15 protein-coding genes are annotated in these 17,387 nt (G+C 47.3%); 9 read left to right on the top strand and 6 right to left on the bottom strand.

The annotated features are described in order from the left end of the window. The first annotated feature begins 7 nt into the window (after nucleotides 1-7). The 3 genes from rpoZ (at nucleotide 8) to recG (ending at nucleotide 4,946) form a co-directional block, all read left to right on the top strand. Nucleotides 8-280: a DNA-directed RNA polymerase subunit omega gene (gene rpoZ, locus L1D37_RS11445; protein WP_009848003.1), complete on the top strand. Its 273-nt coding sequence runs from the start codon at nucleotides 8-10 to the stop codon at nucleotides 278-280. Nucleotides 281-319: 39 nt separating this feature from the next. Next, a complete protein-coding gene (spoT, locus tag L1D37_RS11440) occupies nucleotides 320-2,446 on the top strand; it encodes a bifunctional GTP diphosphokinase/guanosine-3',5'-bis pyrophosphate 3'-pyrophosphohydrolase (protein WP_017629494.1) in 2,127 nt (708 codons plus the stop codon). A gap of 421 nt (nucleotides 2,447-2,867) precedes the next feature. Then, a complete protein-coding gene (recG, locus tag L1D37_RS11435; RefSeq protein WP_239847953.1) occupies nucleotides 2,868-4,946 on the top strand; it encodes an ATP-dependent DNA helicase RecG in 2,079 nt (692 codons plus the stop codon). Nucleotides 4,947-5,226: 280 nt separating this feature from the next. Here the strand turns inward: recG and envZ are convergent, their stop codons facing one another. Together envZ and ompR are read right to left on the bottom strand one after the other, a co-directional pair. Continuing rightward, nucleotides 5,227-6,522, bottom strand: a complete 1,296-nt coding sequence (gene envZ / locus L1D37_RS11430; RefSeq protein WP_176680708.1) for a two-component system sensor histidine kinase EnvZ — start codon at nucleotides 6,520-6,522, stop codon at nucleotides 5,227-5,229. Between the two features lie 155 nt (nucleotides 6,523-6,677). Further along, nucleotides 6,678-7,397, bottom strand: coding sequence for a two-component system response regulator OmpR (gene ompR, locus L1D37_RS11425; RefSeq protein ID WP_008218409.1), 720 nt, complete (start codon nucleotides 7,395-7,397; stop codon nucleotides 6,678-6,680). 177 nt (nucleotides 7,398-7,574) lie between these two features. On the opposite strand from ompR, the gene greB reads away from it, so the two are divergent. Then, on the top strand, nucleotides 7,575-8,054 hold the full coding sequence (greB, locus tag L1D37_RS11420; RefSeq protein ID WP_239847952.1) for a transcription elongation factor GreB: 480 nt from the start codon (nucleotides 7,575-7,577) through the stop codon (nucleotides 8,052-8,054). A gap of 662 nt (nucleotides 8,055-8,716) precedes the next feature. Next, nucleotides 8,717-11,047, top strand: coding sequence for a Tex family protein (locus L1D37_RS11415; protein ID WP_239847951.1), 2,331 nt, complete (start codon nucleotides 8,717-8,719; stop codon nucleotides 11,045-11,047). A 127-nt stretch (nucleotides 11,048-11,174) separates the two neighbouring features. On the opposite strand, the gene L1D37_RS11410 is transcribed toward L1D37_RS11415, so the two are convergent. Both L1D37_RS11410 and bioH read right to left on the bottom strand, forming a co-directional pair. After that, nucleotides 11,175-11,648, bottom strand: coding sequence for a hypothetical protein (locus tag L1D37_RS11410; protein ID WP_017063078.1), 474 nt, complete (start codon nucleotides 11,646-11,648; stop codon nucleotides 11,175-11,177). A gap of 339 nt (nucleotides 11,649-11,987) precedes the next feature. Then, entirely contained in the window at nucleotides 11,988-12,764 is a 777-nt protein-coding gene (gene bioH, locus L1D37_RS11405; protein ID WP_239847950.1) for a pimeloyl-ACP methyl ester esterase BioH, read from the bottom strand. Between the two features lie 93 nt (nucleotides 12,765-12,857). On the opposite strand from bioH, the gene L1D37_RS11400 reads away from it, so the two are divergent. The 4 genes from L1D37_RS11400 (at nucleotide 12,858) to cysQ (ending at nucleotide 15,978) form a co-directional block, all read left to right on the top strand. Continuing rightward, nucleotides 12,858-13,571: a ComF family protein gene (locus tag L1D37_RS11400; protein WP_239847949.1), complete on the top strand. Its 714-nt coding sequence runs from the start codon at nucleotides 12,858-12,860 to the stop codon at nucleotides 13,569-13,571. Between the two features lie 109 nt (nucleotides 13,572-13,680). Next, nucleotides 13,681-14,265 carry a Fe-S biogenesis protein NfuA gene (gene nfuA, locus L1D37_RS11395; RefSeq protein WP_026084098.1) on the top strand — a complete coding sequence of 195 codons (585 nt, stop codon included), beginning with the start codon at nucleotides 13,681-13,683 and terminating at the stop codon, nucleotides 14,263-14,265. 298 nt (nucleotides 14,266-14,563) lie between these two features. Continuing rightward, a complete protein-coding gene (gene nudE / locus L1D37_RS11390; RefSeq protein WP_239847948.1) occupies nucleotides 14,564-15,115 on the top strand; it encodes an ADP compounds hydrolase NudE in 552 nt (183 codons plus the stop codon). Between the two features lie 35 nt (nucleotides 15,116-15,150). After that, a complete protein-coding gene (gene cysQ, locus L1D37_RS11385) occupies nucleotides 15,151-15,978 on the top strand; it encodes a 3'(2'),5'-bisphosphate nucleotidase CysQ (RefSeq protein WP_048663063.1) in 828 nt (275 codons plus the stop codon). A gap of 129 nt (nucleotides 15,979-16,107) precedes the next feature. On the opposite strand, the gene L1D37_RS11380 is transcribed toward cysQ, so the two are convergent. Together L1D37_RS11380 and L1D37_RS11375 are read right to left on the bottom strand one after the other, a co-directional pair. Beyond that, nucleotides 16,108-16,887 (bottom strand): type II secretion system protein N, encoded by a 780-nt coding sequence (locus L1D37_RS11380; protein ID WP_239847947.1) that lies wholly within the window; start codon nucleotides 16,885-16,887, stop codon nucleotides 16,108-16,110. Between the two features lies 1 nt (nucleotide 16,888). Beyond that, the gene (locus L1D37_RS11375; RefSeq protein WP_239847946.1) at nucleotides 16,889-17,377 is read right to left on the bottom strand and encodes a type II secretion system protein M; all 489 of its coding nucleotides are present in this window, start codon (nucleotides 17,375-17,377) and stop codon (nucleotides 16,889-16,891) included. Between the last annotated feature and the right edge of the window lie 10 nt (nucleotides 17,378-17,387).

Genomic DNA, 17,387 nt, shown 5'->3' with positions numbered 1-17,387 from the left:
AGTCCTCATGGCACGCGTAACTGTTCAAGACGCTGTTGAAAAAGTTGGCAACCGTTTCGACCTAGTTCTTATTGCGGCTCGCCGCGCACGTCAAATGCAAACTGGCGGTAAAGATTCACTAGTGCCTGAAGAAAACGATAAGCCAACGGTTATCGCTCTTCGCGAAATCGAAGAAGGTCTTATCACTAAAGACGTACTAGATGCTCGTGAGCGTCAAGAGCAACAAGAGCAAGAAGCGGCTGAACTTGCAGCAGTAAGCAGCATCGCTCACACTCGTTAATAACGTCATTCGAACTAATTAACCTTCCGGGCCTTTAATTTGTATCTATTCGATAGCCTCAAAGACGTTGCCCAAGAATACCTAACAGAGCCTCAAATTGAGGCTCTGCGTCAATCTTATGTGGTAGCGAGAGACGCCCATGAAGGGCAAACCCGCTCAAGCGGTGAACCATACATTATCCACCCTGTAGCTGTTTCAAGAATCCTGGCAGAAATGCGTCTGGATATCGAAACCCTGCAAGCTGCTCTACTTCATGATGTGATTGAAGACTGTGATGTCACTAAAGAAGATCTAGAGGAAAAATTTGGCAATACCGTTGCTGAATTGGTTGATGGTGTATCTAAGCTGGATAAGCTTAAATTTCGTGATCGCAAAGAAGCGCAAGCAGAGAACTTCCGAAAGATGGTTCTCGCCATGGTGCAAGACATCCGCGTTATCTTGATCAAATTAGCTGACCGTACTCACAACATGCGCACGCTTGGGGCACTTCGTCCTGACAAAAAGCGTCGTATTGCTCGTGAAACCCTAGAGATCTATTCTCCGCTAGCTCACCGTCTTGGTATTCATAACATCAAGACCGAACTAGAAGAGCTGGGCTTCGAAGCCCTCTATCCTAACCGTTATCGCGTACTGAAAAACGTAGTGAAAGCTGCGCGTGGTAACCGTAAGGAAATGATCCAACGTATCCATAGCGAAATCGAAGGCCGTCTTGAAGAAGTCGGTTTGCCTGCTCGCGTACTTGGTCGTGAAAAGAACCTGTTCTCCATCTATAACAAGATGAAAACCAAAGAACAGCGTTTCCACACCATTATGGACATCTACGCTTTCCGCGTAGTGGTTGATACCCCAGATACTTGTTATCGCGTACTTGGTCAGGCTCACAGCTTGTACAAGCCTCGCCCAGGCCGCATGAAAGATTACATTGCGGTACCAAAAGCCAACGGCTACCAATCTCTGCACACATCAATGATCGGCCCTCACGGGGTGCCAGTTGAGGTTCAGATCCGTACTGAAGATATGGATCAAATGGCGGACAAAGGTGTCGCGGCGCACTGGTCTTACAAAGGCAATGGCTCACGCAGCAGTAATGGCACAACCGCACAGGTTAAAGCACAACGTTGGATGCAGAGCTTACTTGAATTGCAACAAAGCGCTGGTAACTCATTCGAATTCATTGAAAACGTTAAGTCTGATCTGTTTCCAGATGAGATCTTCGTATTCACGCCGAAGGGCCGCATTGTCGAACTTCCTGCAGGCGCAACAGCGGTCGATTTTGCTTACGCGGTGCATACCGATGTCGGCAACATGTGTGTAGGTGCTCGTGTAGACATGAACCCTTACCCACTCAGCAAATCGCTGAAGAACGGCCAAACCATTGAGATCATCAGTGCTCCGGGCGCACGTCCGAATGCTGCATGGCTCAACTACGTAGTGACATCTCGTGCGCGTACTAAGATCCGTCAGGTTCTGAAAACGATGCGCCGTGAAGAGTCTATTACGCTAGGTCGTCGTCTACTGAATCACGCACTTGGTGAACACTCTATTGCCGATATCGGCCAAGAGAACCTTGAGCATGTGTTGTCAGACTTACGCCTAGATAACGTTGAAGACTTGCTAGCCTCAATTGGTCTTGGTGAGTTGATGAGTATCGTTATTGCTCGTCGCCTGCTTGGTGATGCTGACGAACTGACTGAAGTGGAAAACAACAGCGACACACCTAGGAAGAAACTTCCGATCCGTGGTGCTGAAGGTCTACTGCTAACGTTCGCTAACTGTTGTCACCCGATTCCAGATGATCACATCATTGCCCATGTATCTCCAGGTCGTGGCCTTGTGGTTCACCGTGAAACGTGTCCAAACGTTCGTGGTTACCAAAAAGAACCAGACAAATACATGGCGGTTGAATGGTCTGACGATTACGACCAAGAGTTCACAGCTGAACTTCAGGTTGATCTGCAGAACCACCAAGGTGCACTGGCTGAGTTAACTAACGTTATCTCAAAAACAGGCTCTAACATTCACGGTATTTCTACCGAAGAACGTGATGGACGCTTGTACACAGTGACAATCTTGCTGACCACCAAAGATCGTGTCCACCTTGCGAGCATTATGAAGAAGCTACGTGTGATGCCACACGCGCTCAAAGTAAGACGTCGTAAGAACTGATCCAAGAGCAGATAAGGGATTCGAGATGGCGAGATGCGAAGAGCAAAAGACTTCGTGACTCACTATCTTGGCTCCACATCTGCTTTTAGTTTTTTGAATATCGATAGATAAAGCAGATGAGAGATACGAGTCTCGAGATGCGAGGAGCAAAAGCTTTTCACCACTCAACCTTTCGTATTTCGAGTCTGCTTTAATTTTTTTTACTGCCCTGTTCTTCCATCCCTCGACAAATCCAAGCTCCTCTTTGCTCTTAATCTCTTCGAATCTCGTTTACCCTCATCCCGAATCTGCTCTTATCTCTTCGTATCCCGTTTACTCGCATCTCGTATATGCTTCTAAATCTGCTCTTGAGCTTTATCCTGTACAAAAATCCAGTAAAATGCTTGAATAGATTATCTCTCTTACGTTTATGAGCCTTGTTATGTCACAGCTTTTATCTGCTATCCCTCTCAACTCTTTATCTGGAGTCGGCGCTAAAGTCGCAGAGAAACTGGAAAAAGTTGGGCTTAACAACGTACAAGACCTACTGTTTCACTTGCCTTTGCGCTATGAAGATAGAACACGTATCTACCCAATCGTAAAACTGTATGCTGGCCTATGGGCTGCGGTTCAAGGCAAAGTAATGCACGTCGATACCATTTTCGGCAAACGTAAGATGTTGGCGGTAAAGATCAGTGATGGTAACGGCACCATTACTCTGCGCTTTTTCAACTTCAACGCAGGCATGAAGAACAACTTTGCCGAAGGCAAACAAGTCCATGCCTATGGCGAGATAAAGCGCGGAAATATGGGACTTGAGATCGTCCATCCTGATTACAAATTCTTTGCCCCAAGGCAGCAGCCAGACGTTGAAGCAAACCTGACTCCGGTGTATCCAACTACTGAAGGGCTAAGACAAGTCACGCTGCGTAATCTGACAGACCAAGCCTTAGAGCTTATCGACAAAGCAGCCGTCAACGAGCTGCTACCATCTGGCCTATACGACCACCAAATTACCCTAGCACAAGCACTGCATGCCATTCACAGACCACCTCCGGGCATTGACCTAGAGCTGTTTGATGAAGGTAAACACCCTGCGCAGCTGCGCCTGATCATGGAAGAGTTACTGGCTCAAAACCTGTCGATGCTATCGGTTCGCAGCAAAGGGCAGCAAGACAAAGCGATGCCTTTTCCTCCAGTAAATACGCTTAAAGATAAGCTACTGGCTCAGCTGCCGTTTTCTCCAACCAATGCTCAAGCACGAGTGACTAAAGAGATCGAAGCTGATTTGGAAAAACCTCATCCTATGATGCGTTTAGTGCAAGGGGATGTAGGTTCAGGTAAAACCTTGGTTGCTGCATTGGCGGCAGTTCGAGCGTTAGAGCATGGCCAACAAGTCGCTTTGATGGCCCCAACTGAACTATTAGCAGAGCAGCACGCAATCAACTTTGCCAACTGGTTTGAAGCAATGGGTATTCAAGTTGGCTGGCTAGCAGGTAAACTCAAAGGTAAGGCTCGTGAGACTGAACTGGCGCGTATTGCCAGTGGCGAAGCACAAATGGTAGTGGGTACTCATGCCCTGTTCCAAGAGCATGTCGAGTTCAAAAACCTTGGCTTGGTCATCATTGATGAGCAGCACCGATTTGGTGTCCACCAGCGACTAGAGCTGCGTGAGAAAGGCGCAAAGCAAGGTTACTACCCTCACCAGTTGGTGATGACAGCAACGCCAATTCCACGAACATTAGCAATGACGGCCTATGCCGACCTTGAAACCTCAATCATTGATGAATTACCGCCAGGGCGAACACCCATTCAAACCGTGGCCATTCCAGATACCAAGCGTGATGACATTGTTGAGCGCGTGCGTAATGCGTGTCTTAACGAGGGCAAACAAGCTTATTGGGTATGTACGCTGATTGATGAATCCGAAGTATTAGAAGCGCAAGCTGCGGCTGATACTGCTGAAGAGCTGCAACGAAAACTACCTGATGTGAAAATAGGTTTGGTACACGGACGAATGAAGCCTGCCGAGAAACAGGCGGTGATGCAGGAGTTCAAAGAGAACAAACTTCACCTATTGGTTGCGACGACGGTGATTGAAGTCGGTGTGGATGTTCCGAATTCGAGCTTAATGATCATCGAAAACCCAGAGCGTCTTGGCCTAGCACAACTGCACCAATTACGTGGTCGTGTGGGTCGTGGCTCAGTCGCCAGTCACTGTGTATTGTTGTATCACTCTCCACTGTCTAAAACCGCTCAGAAGCGCTTAGGCGTGCTGCGAGAAAGTAACGATGGCTTTGTGATAGCACAGCGTGATTTAGAGATCCGCGGCCCCGGTGAGCTACTTGGCACTAAACAGACAGGCTTGGCTGATTTTAAGATTGCCGACTTAGTTCGTGACCAACGTTTAATTCCTGAAGTGCAGCGTATCGCGCGTCATATTCATGATAGCTACCCAGACAACGCCAAGGCGATCATCAATCGTTGGCTGGGTGAACGTGATGTCTATTCTAAGGCGTAATTAGTACACATATTCCAGCTTAAAAAGCAAAAAGGCTTCCATAAGGAAGCCTTTTTAATGCGCGTTACTTTCACAAGCCAGAGCGAGATTCCCTACTCGTTCGTTCCTCACGATAGGGAATGACTCAAAGAGAAAGTGCGCGTCGTAACCCGATTATTCCGACTAACCTCAATCTATCACTATCTCTAGCGTCATCCTCTAGAGGGAAGAATGACCGAGTCGGGGATCTCTTAACAACTCCCCGAACCAAACTCATCGTAATCACACGGACCGATGACAACTAAGGCTTAACCGGGAAACTGATCTGCGCTTTCAAGCCACCTTCACTCCGGTTATTCACTACGACCGCACCTTGGTGTTGGCTGACAATACGTTTCACGATCGCCAAGCCTAAACCTGTCCCTTCGCTGCCACGAGCGGTGTCACCACGAGTAAACGGTTCAAACAACTTACCGATCTGGTCTTGTGGGATACCCGGACCATTATCTTCCACGGTTACCCAAGCCAATTTATTATCCGCCGTCATGCCAGTTGATACCTTCACCCAACCATTGCCATAACGCAGCGCATTTACTACTAAGTTACTCACCGCACGCTTCATTGCGATAGGGTTACCCAGTGCTGGCTTCATCGATTCTGGAATATCAGTTTCAATCTGTACCTCATAACCACCTTCTGAGCTCGACACCTCACGCGCAATATCATCGACGAATACCGCTTGGAACGACTCACGATCGACCGGCTTTAAATAGTCCATAAACTGACTGATGATCTCGTTACACTCTTCAGTATCACTGATGATCCCTTCCGCTAAGTAACCATCTTCTGGCGACATCATCTCAGTCGCTAAGCGAATACGAGTCAATGGGGTACGTAAATCATGACTGATACCGGCCATCAACAAGGCGCGGTCTTCTTCCAGCTCTTGGATGCCTTTCGACATTTGGTTGAATGCACGAGTTACCGAGCGAATCTCTTGTGCACCTTGCACTGGCAATGGCGGCGGAATGTCACCGCGCCCGACCCCTTGTGCGGCTTTCTCTAGCGCAATCAACGGGCGGTTTTGCAATCGGATGAACAGCCAGCCACCCGCGACAATCAGCATTGCCATGATCAAGCTGTTACGAAATAGCGGCGCGAAGTCTTCTTCTTGCAGCTCAGACAGCGGAATACGAATCAGAGAGTTGGGCAGCTGATCGATATCCATCCACAACACATAACTCTCTTTGCCGAGAATCAACCGCACTTCGGTTTCAGAACCGAGCTCTTTGGTCATCTCCTCACTCATCAGGTCAATCGCTACTGCATGGTAGTACTCGCCCGCGGCTTCGCTGTCCTTGGCATGAACGGTTACCCCTAGCTGCTCAAGCACACGCTGGCGCAGCGGTGCATCAATTTCGATATCACTGCCTTGGTCCAACACTAGGTTTAACTCATGTGCCAATATCTTATTAAACTGCTGCAAACTCGGCATCAAAGCATAGTTAAACACGGCGTAGTAAGAAAAAATTTGGCTAGCTACCAATAGCGTTAAGAAAAGCACTATCGACTGAGTGAAGGAGCTACGTATGCGCATAGAAAACCTAAAGTGAAAGGTGGAGAAACAGAGACATAATAGAAACTATAACTCTAAACCATTGTGCTGAATAGAAAACGGGCCATCACATATTAATGAGATGGCCCGTAAAATGACAGAATCGATAAAGCTGCTGTAGAGCTTATTAAGCTGACTTACACAGCCTTACCATCTGGAACGAACACGTAACCCAAACCCCACACCGTTTGGATGTAGCGAGGTTTGCTTGGATCCTCTTCCACTAGACGACGCAGACGTGAAATCTGAACATCAATAGAACGTTCCATTGCTGAATATTCACGGCCACGAGCCATGTTCATCAGTTTATCGCGAGACATTGGCTCACGCGCGTTAGTCACTAGCGACTTAAGTACCGCAAATTCCCCTGAAGTAAGCGGCATTGGCTCTTCACCACGGAACATTTCACGTGTACCTAGGTTCAAGCGGAACTCACCAAACTCAACCACAGACTCTTCTGTGCTTGGTGCACCCGGCGCTTCAATCACTTGGCGACGCAGTACCGCTTTAATGCGAGCAAGCAGTTCGCGTGGGTTAAATGGTTTCGGTAGGTAATCATCAGCTCCCACTTCCAAGCCCACAATACGATCCACTTCATCACCCTTTGCCGTCAGCATCAGGATAGGTAGCGAGTTGTTTGCATTTCTTAGACGACGACAGATCGAAAGACCATCTTCGCCCGGCAACATTAAGTCCAATACCATCAAGTGAAAGTTTTCACGGGTTAACAGGCGGTCCATCTGCTCACTGTTTGCCACGCTACGCACTTGAAAGCCTTGCTCTGACAGATAGCGCTCTAACAAAGCACGTAAACGAGCATCGTCATCGACCACTAAAATTTTGTAGTTTTCTTGCATGTAATGGTTCCACCTATTAAAGCTCAAACCTAAGGTTAAGCATTCTTGGTAAATGTGTATTGGTATAAGACATTAAAAATGTAACATTCTTGGAGAAAAAGTCGCCTAAAGAATTGTTAACGTATGTTGCCTTTCTATATATTCTATCTTAGAACATCATTTCATTAAGTCAGATTTATGAAAACAAACCTAATCACTCGTGAGGGTTATGAAAGACTCACAAAAGAGCTTAACTTTTTGTGGCGAGAAGATCGTCCAGAGGTCACCAAGAAAGTGACTTGGGCTGCAAGCCTTGGCGATCGCAGCGAAAATGCCGATTATCAGTACAACAAAAAACGCCTCCGAGAGATCGATCGCCGCGTTCGTTATCTAAGAAAACGTCTTGATCAGGTAAAGGTTGTGGATTACTCACCACAACAAGAAGGCAAGGTGTTCTTCGGAGCTTGGGTCGAGATCGAAAACGACGACGGCGACACAAAGACATTCCGCATTGTTGGCCCTGATGAGATCTATGGTGGCGTGAAAAACTACGTGTCTATTGATTCGCCGATGGCGCGTGCGCTGCTTAAGAAAGAAGTGGATGACGAATTTACGGTAAGAACCCCAGAAGGCGAAAAAGAGTGGTTCGTTAACTCGATTCGCTACGCAGAAGGCTAACTTCTATCGGATGACTAGGCAGCGACAAACCCTTCGCCGACATTACAAACGCCAGATAAAAGAAAACCCCGCAAGGCTTTCGCCTAGCGGGGTTAAGTCTCTATCGCAGCAATCCGGCTACTGTTTATCTCTTCGAGATAAGGTGCTCCCTGCATCTTTCCTTGATAGTGGCTAAATCCTTTAACCAATTTCCTTTTTGTTCATCGCCATCCTAGCGGTGTCCATTCTAGCCTGTCATCCTGACTGGCGAATCTCATCCAGAGATTATGACTTCCTTGCTGACCACTCATCCTAAGTAATCAAATCTTCATCCTGAAGATACCTAGTCCATTAGGCTTTTTCCTGTTCCTGCCAACTCCCTGTCGACAAGTTAAATATTACGGGAAATGGCGCTATTTCCTAGATAGTCCCAAAAAACATTTCAGGTAAGAAATATGCCCATAAAAACTCAACACAATAAAATCAGTAAGTTAGGTTTATTTTAAGACGATTTCATCGGTTTGAAGTGACTTAGTCGCACATCACTTGTAAGAGATCTCGCACAAAGTGGGTATCACAAACGGAAATTCGACTTCTGACAGGATAATTACACAGTCAAAGCTAGAAAAAGCGTAGGCTCACCCCCATGTATTTATCACGATATTAAATAAGAGATTCATCGGATGAGCCAAGCTATCTGTCGACTGATTGCTGAAGAACTGAATGTTCGTTCAGAGCAAGTCACCGCCGCAGTAAACCTAATTGACGACGGTAACACCGTTCCCTTTATTGCCCGCTACCGTAAAGAGGTCACGGGTGGCTTAGACGATACCCAACTACGTAACCTTGATAGTCGCCTTTCTTACCTTCGCGAACTTGATGATCGCCGCCAAACGATTCTTAAATCGATTCAAGACCAAGGTAAACTCACGCCAGAACTCGAGCGTGATATCACTCAAGCCGACAGCAAGACCCGCCTAGAAGATTTATACCTGCCTTACAAACCAAAGCGCCGCACCAAAGGTCAGATCGCAATTGAAGCAGGCCTAGAGCCACTGGCCGATACGCTATGGACTGAACCACAGCACGATCCTGAAACCGAAGCAGCCAACTTTGTTAGCAACGACAAAGGCATTGCCGATACCAAAGCAGCACTCGATGGCGCACGTGCGATCATCATGGAGCGCATTGCAGAAGACGCCAATCTGCTTGAAAAGATTCGCCAACACCTAAACCGCAATGCAGAGCTTGGTGCTCGTGTTGTGGCAGGCAAAGAGAATGAAGGTGAGAAATTCAAAGACTACTTCGAGCACAACGAAGCTCTGAGCAAAGTACCGTCTCACCGTGCACTTGCCATGCTGCGTGGCCGCAATGAAGGCTTCCTAACACTGGCGATGAACGCAGACCCTGAACAAGAAGAAGGTGTACGTGGTTCTTACTGCGAGAACATCATCTCTGATCACTACGGCATTACCTTAAGCAGCGCACCTGCAGATGCATGGCGCAAGCAAGTGATCAGCTGGGCATGGCGCATCAAGGTTTCGATGCACATGGAAACCGAGCTAATGGGTTCCATGAAAGAGCGTGCTGAGATCGAAGCGATTGAAGTATTCGCGACCAACCTTAAAGACCTGCTAATGGCTGCACCTGCTGGCCCTCGAGCAACCTTAGGCTTGGATCCAGGTTTACGTACCGGTTCAAAAATCGCCGTCGTGGATTCAACCGGTAAGGTTCTAGCGACAGAAACTATTTACCCTCACCCACCACAAAAGCAATACGACAAATCAGCACACGTTGTTGAGCAGATGGTGCGTCAGTTCAACGTTGACCTAATTGCGATTGGTAACGGTACGGCTTCACGCGAAACCGACAGCTTTGTGGCTGACGTAATTAAACGCGGAAACCTAAAAGCGCAAAAAATCATTGTTAGCGAAGCAGGTGCTTCCGTTTATTCAGCGTCTGAGTTAGCGGCGAAAGAATTCCCGAATATGGACGTATCGATCCGTGGTGCGGTGTCTATCGCTCGTCGTCTACAGGATCCATTGGCAGAACTAGTGAAGATTGACCCTAAATCGATTGGTGTGGGTCAATACCAACACGACGTTAGCCAAACCATGCTTGCTAAGCGCCTAGATGCGATTGTCGAAGACTGTGTAAACGCCGTAGGTGTTGATGTGAATACTGCGTCTGCCGCGCTACTTACTCGCGTAGCTGGCCTTTCTAGCACTATCGCTCAGAACATCGTGGATTTCCGTGATGAGAATGGTCGCTTCGAAGCTCGTACTACGCTGAAGAAAGTTGCTCGCTTGGGGCCAAAAGCCTTTGAACAGTGTGCTGGTTTCCTACGTATTATGGATGGTAAGAACCCGTTAGATGCATCATCGGTTCACCCGGAAGCTTACCCTGTGGTGAAAACCATCGCTGAGAAAAACCAGAAAGACATCAAATCTCTGGTAGGTAACACTGACTTCTTACGTGGTTTGCACGCGATTGATTACACCAATGAAAACTTTGGTGTTCCAACGGTCACCGACATCATCAAAGAGTTAGATAAACCGGGACGCGACCCTCGCCCAGAGTTCAAGACTGCAACCTTCGCTGATGGCGTAAACAGCGTTTCAGATCTAGAACCAGGCATGATTCTAGAAGGCGTGGTGTCGAACGTGGCCAACTTTGGTGCCTTCGTGGATATTGGTGTTCACCAAGATGGCCTAGTACACATTTCAGCGCTCACCGATCGCTTTGTCTCTGACCCACGTGAAGTGGTTAAAGCTGGCGACATCGTGAAAGTGAAGGTGATGGAAGTGGATGTTCAGCGTAAACGTATTGCACTGAGCATGCGTATGAAGGACGAACCGGGACAAGACAACCGAGCTCAACGTTCAAGTACACCTCGCACGCAAAACCGCTCGAATCCAAACTCACAAGGTGGTCAACGCCGTCGTGAGGAACCACAACAAAATGCCGCGATGGGTGGTGCATTTGCCGCTGCTTTTGCAAAAGCGAAAAAGTAATCCGTTAGCTCATCTAAAAAACGGATTAGCTTAAAAACAGAAAACCTGCATCCCTTAGGGTATGCAGGTTTTTTTATTATGTGTTCAAAAAAGACATCGATGTTTGGTTGGCTCATAAACTTTTGATTTATAAGACTACCAACATCTCTGATGGAGCATGAGGCGCAACAGCATGACCATAATGATACTTTATGACCTTACGTCGTTTCTCCATCTGTCCTTCCTGAATCGCCGCATCTAAAACATGCTTTGGCAGGCGGAAACGCATGGTATAGCCTTTGCCTTGATCAGCACTGTATGTTTTCAGTGCCAATAAGCTGAACAGCCTATCAAAAGGGTCTTGTGGCTCTTCTTGGCTAACCGAATTGGCCTCTGACTCGTTCTCCATTTCATAACCTGGATGGTCTGAAGGATCCCAAGCTGACTGCTGCCTTCGTTTATCGTCTGATTTTACCTTACGCTCTGCATTGGTTCTTGCCAATGCTACTGCGGGAGCAACAGGTTCTCGGACTCTATTATCACGCGCAACTTGCTCTGTTTGCACATTAACGGACGGGGCGATTAGTGGCACACTCACTGCAGTTGCAGGTGACACAATCATCGCGAACTCTCCTCAAGAATCGCCCATCACTATTGCCATAACACTGTTGTACCGAGAACGCACAACAGGTATAGCCCAACTTACCGCAATCAGCTCTGGAGAGAGTTAGGTCTGAGTATCATGCAGTGCATTGGTGTTATACCAATCGTAGTAAATAACTGCTCACCCTAGCTTGTTAAAACGCTCGATAACGGCGTTAGAACTTTTGATTGTAGAATAACTACTTATCAAAAAGCTCTGCCTTGTTCTCAAGCCTTTTTCCTACGCTATTGTTGAACACTTACTTACTGTGATTGGTATTAGGTTATATATCGACCAAGCCGGATATATATTTAGCAATTATTTTTGTGCGAAGCTGACAAGCTCACTACAAAAGGCATCCGCTTCAGTCATAAAGGGGGCATGTGAAGACTGAGTGAAAATGTATTGCTCAGTATGAGGCAGAGCATTGCCCAAGTCTTTGGCGACCTTGATTGGCACGAGCCCATCTAATCGACCATACAGACGCAGCATAGGCACTGAGATCTCAGGTAGCTGTTCACGCAGGTCAACATCAGACAGCATCTTTAAGCCCGCTAATAACGAATCAGGATTAGGCAGTGGACGAGACAGCACCGCTTGCTTGAGCTGTTTGACATCTTGTCTTGCTGACGGGCTGCCCATGGCTTGCAATGCCATAAAGCGTTCGATGGTGGTTTGGAAATCTTCCACCAGCTGTTCGGTGAATGCGGTTAATACGTTGGGCTGAATACCTCGCCATAATACCGGCTCTTTTTCGGCAGCAAATTTAGGCGAACTCGCAACCGTCACCAGTTTGCTCACGTAATCTGAATGATGGAGCGCCATGTGTGTCGCGACCAAACCACCGAGTGACCAACCGACCCAAATCGCCTGCTTTGGTGCTTCGGCCAACAGTTGCTGGGCTATCTCTTCAAGATCTTGAGCGTGGCAATGAGAACTGTGTCCATACCCTGGCAAATCGACAACGTGTACTCGGAAATCGGCCTCTAACGCATTCACGGTTTGCTGCCATACCGCACCGTTCATTCCCCAACCATGAACCAATACCAAATCGGGTCCTTGCCCTGAAACATGCCAATACAACGCGTCACTCATTCTCAATATTCCCTACTTTTTCCATCAGCGATAAACTGCGCTTTTCAGTATGGTGAGCAAAAGGAACACCATAATCCAAAAGCATCGCGAGCTATGTTATCCGATTGGCTACAAAAACACACACCACGTCTGGTCACACCTCAATGCCACCTGTGTAAGCTAGATAAATGTGCTAGCGATACGCATCCTCGATGGTGCAATTCTTGTCTCACACTCTTTGAGCCAGTACCTCGCTGCCAACGATGTGGCTTAAAAACCGTCACCGCCGTTGAACAGTGTGGTGAGTGTTTATCAAAGCCACCACCTTGGCATCGCCTCTATTGTGTCGGCGATTACACCTTTCCAACCGCTGGTTATATTCAACAAATGAAGTACGCCGACAAGTTCTGGTTTGCTCGCGACTTGTCGAAACTATTAGCCTCACGCATTGAGGAGCCCGCGTCGTTGCTCACGAGTGTCCCACTGCATTGGCAAAGGTACATTCATCGTGGTTTTAATCAGAGTCAGTTATTGGCGCGTTACACCGCTCATGAGCTCAACATCAGAAATGCCGTTTTATTTAGACGAACCCGCTCAACGATTTCCCAACAAGGGCTCACCAAGTCGGCAAGAAAAAGTAATCTGAAAGGCGCTTTCGTTCTGAAAAATTTAAACTTTTCAGCGACGGATTATTCGCACGTCGCGATAATTGATGATGTTGTAACCACAGGCAGTACTGTGTATCAATTATGCCAATTATTACTTGAAGTAGGGGTGAAAAGGATTGATATTTACTGCATCTGCCGCACTCCTGAGCCCTCTGGATAACTGGTGTGAGTCGCTACTTGTACAGCAATCCAACAAAAAAGGGCTGAATTACAAATCTGACAGGAGTAGAATGGCGCTAATAGCCTACAAATTTACTCAGGTATTCGTCGTGTCAAATATTACTATTACAGAAACAGCTCAAACTCATTTTGCCAATCTGCTGTCACAGCAGCCTGAAGGTACAAACATTCGTGTGTTCGTGGTAAACCCAGGTACACAAAACGCTGAGTGTGGTGTTTCTTACTGCCCAACAGATGCGATTGAAGCATCTGACACAGAGCTTAAGTTCGAAGCTTTCTCTGCGTATGTAGATGAACTGAGCCTACCGTTCCTAGACGAAGCTGAAATCGACTTCGTTACAGACAAAATGGGCTCTCAACTAACACTTAAAGCACCAAACGCTAAGATGCGTAAAGTATCAGACGATGCGCCGCTTCTAGAACGTGTTGAATACGCAATTCAAACACAAGTTAACCCACAACTTGCTGGTCACGGCGGTCACGTTAGCTTGGTAGAAATCACTGAAGACGGTGCTGCTATCGTAGCATTCGGCGGCGGTTGTAACGGTTGTTCTATGGTTGATGTGACTCTAAAAGAAGGCATCGAGAAAGAACTTCTTCAACAGTTCGAAGGTGAACTGACTGCTGTTCGTGATGCAACTGAGCACGATCGTGGTGAGCACTCTTACTACTAATCACTGATTTTGTGTTAATCGTTATTTGAAAGGTTGATGTGCAAGCATCAACCTTTTTTGTTTTCGGGCTGAGCATACACACTCTAATCTAGGCTTCCTATGCGCTTGTATTCCTTATGCTCCTCACCCATATTCCTGCCTCGTTACCATCTTGAGTAAGGTATTCAAGTGATCGCAATCGGTTCCTGATTCAATAATTCTCGGATATGAAAACTCGGATCTAGGAACTCAACGTCATTTCCCCTATATTAGAATGACTTTATAAGAAAGAATTCCAATGAGCTAAGGAGCGAGCGCAATGACAAAAAGGACCAAGCCAGAAATTTTGGCTCAGCAAACTGTCGCTCAATCAAAACTATTCTCTATCGAGTCTCTCGACTTACGCTTTTCAAACGGTGAAGAGCGCACTTACGAACGCATGAAGCCTAGCGGGCGCAACGCAGTAATGATGGTTCCGATTACTGAGCATGGCGATATTCTATTAGTGCGTGAATACGCCGCGGGTACTGAACGCTATGAGCTCGGCTTTCCGAAAGGGCTGATTGATCCAGGTGAGCAACCGAGTGAGGCCGCAGTTCGTGAACTCAAAGAAGAGATTGGCTTTGGTGCCAACAAGCTTACTCCACTCAAGGAAGTGATCCTCGCTCCCTCATACTTTTCTAGCAAAATGACGCTGTTTATCGCAGAAGACCTCTATCCAGAGAAGCTAGAAGGTGATGAACCTGAACCGCTGGACATTGTGCGCTGGCCGCTTGCTCAAGCCGAAGAGCTATTAACGCATCTCGACTTCTGTGAGGCTCGCAGTATTACCGCCCTACTATTGACCCTTCGATCACTCAATAATAATTAAAGCCATAAGCGCACTCGAAGAGTAAGAGAATATTTATGCCAACAACAAAAGATTTGTCTCATCTCCTACCCTCTGTGATTGAGGTTGCTCGCTCTGCAGGCCAACTCATCTTGGAGATCTACGAAAAGAAAGATTACGAAGAGTTCACCAAAAGTGACGATACGCCAGTCACTAGTGCCGATCTAGCAGCGCATAAGCTGATCTCGAAAAAGCTCAGTGAGCTAACCCCAGACATCCCAGTATTGTCTGAAGAAGCCGCTGACATTAGCCTAGAAAAACGTGCGCAATGGGATCGTTACTGGTTAGTAGACCCATTAGATGGAACGCAGGAGTTCATCGCAAGAAGTGGTGATTTTGCAACAATTATCGCCCTAATTGAGCATAACAAACCGGTAATGGGTGTAGTGTATGCGCCTGTTTCTGGAGTGAGCTATTACGCTTACAGTGGCAAAGGGGCTTGGAAGATCCCAGATCTTAATGACAGCGTTAAAATTAAAACGCATCGTCACGAATTGCCAAACCAATCCATCGCAATGGCGATCAGCCGTCGCCAAGACATCAACCGCATCACGAGCCGCATGAGCTCGGCCTGGAACTATGACTTGGTGCCTCTTGGCTCTGCCGCACTGAAAGCCTGTTTAGTCGCGGAAGGCGCTGTGGATTGTTATCTACGCCTTGGACCTACTGGCGAGTGGGATACCGCAGCAACCCAGTGCATTGTTGAGGAAGCTGGCGGTCGTATCTTGAGTACGCAATTAGAACCGCTCTCTTACAACGAAAGAGAGACCCTTGAGAACCCAAATTTCATCGTGCTTGGTGACGCGGACTTACCTTGGGCTGAGATCCTACAGGGCAAAGACTAAAGCCACTTAGTCTCATAACAATCTAATATTCAAATAAAATGGGCACCTCAGTGAGGTGCCCATTTTTTATCTTGCTCTCGGATAACTAGCGGATAACCAACGGATACCAGCTCAGAAATCGATACTGGGCTAGAAACGTCCTTGGTAGCTAAACTGGTACTTACCTTGGCTATCTGGGTTACCTAACCACTTAAGCTGACTCTGCATGGCTGGCGGGAACTCAGCCCCTGGTTTAAACCATGCTGCCGAGGTGTAGCTTTGATTAGGCGTAACACTCGCAGAGAACTCACTATCCACTTGGTCGCTCTTCTGAGTACCTTTCGCTGCAATAGTGTTGTCTTCACAAGTTATGTCTGCAATCACTGGGCCTAGGTCTAAAGAACCCACCGGAGAATCAACGGCAGCACCAGACCAAGCAAGCGTACCTTCGCCCGATTGACACCAAGGCTGAGTATGAATCGCATGTTTGATTGTCAATTCAACTTGCCCACCAATCGAAACAGGCACTGGAATGGCTGGGGCATATTTCATCACGTTCGCAGCAGGCATTGATGCCACTAAGTTTTCCGCATACGCGCCACTCATGCTGTACCCAACACGCCCTTTTCCTGACAAGTTCATGTCACTATTGCGACCAAAACGAACCGCTAGCTCTGCTTTGGCTTGGAACAGTTTAGAGAACTGGAAGTCCCACTGTACTGAGCCGTAATTAACACGCTGCCACACGACATTGTTAGCGCGACCTTGCCAAACCGTCCCTTCAACGCCTTCAATGTTCAAGCCACGAACAACAGGTGCGTGCTTGAGAGCAAATGAGGCCGGTAAGTGCAGCAACAGACTAACCGAGAAAAAGACAATAAAGATGCCGCCAAAGAGCAAACCTAACTTCAAAGATAAACCGCGTTTCACATTAACCTCGTTTAAACTGTAGTCGGTTGACGTCAATAACCCCGGGGCTATCAGAACGGTCAATATCCATGAACTCAACCTCAACACCCTGCTTTTTTTTCAGGTATGTTAGCCAATCTACGAACTGATTAAAGGGTACAGGTTTAACCCATACTTGCAGCATCTCGCCACGTGGCTGTACACGAATTAACTCAATCTTAAAGCGACGCATAGAAGCAGGTACGGATTGGTTCAACGGCTGACTGGCACTGATGCCGCCACTGCCTCGTAGTTCAACCACTTCATTGGCTTTGTTGGTTACCCAAGCCAGCAGTTGCTTCTCGCTCTGAATGCGGCTTTGCGCGAGTTCAGCTCGCTGACTGAGTGGCTGTATTAGCCCCCAATAAACCACACCTACCACCAATAAAATTGAACAGCCGACAACTAATCGCTGCTCCCTTTGACTTATTGAAGTCCACCACGCTTGGAGTGGTTCAATCATATTTCTCATCACTGATCTC

The sequence above is a fragment of the Vibrio sp. Isolate33 genome (assembly GCF_022397895.1).
Classification (GTDB): domain Bacteria; phylum Pseudomonadota; class Gammaproteobacteria; order Enterobacterales; family Vibrionaceae; genus Vibrio; species Vibrio pomeroyi.
Note: the sequence above shows the minus strand (reverse complement) of the source record. Positions and strands in the feature narration are given on the sequence as shown.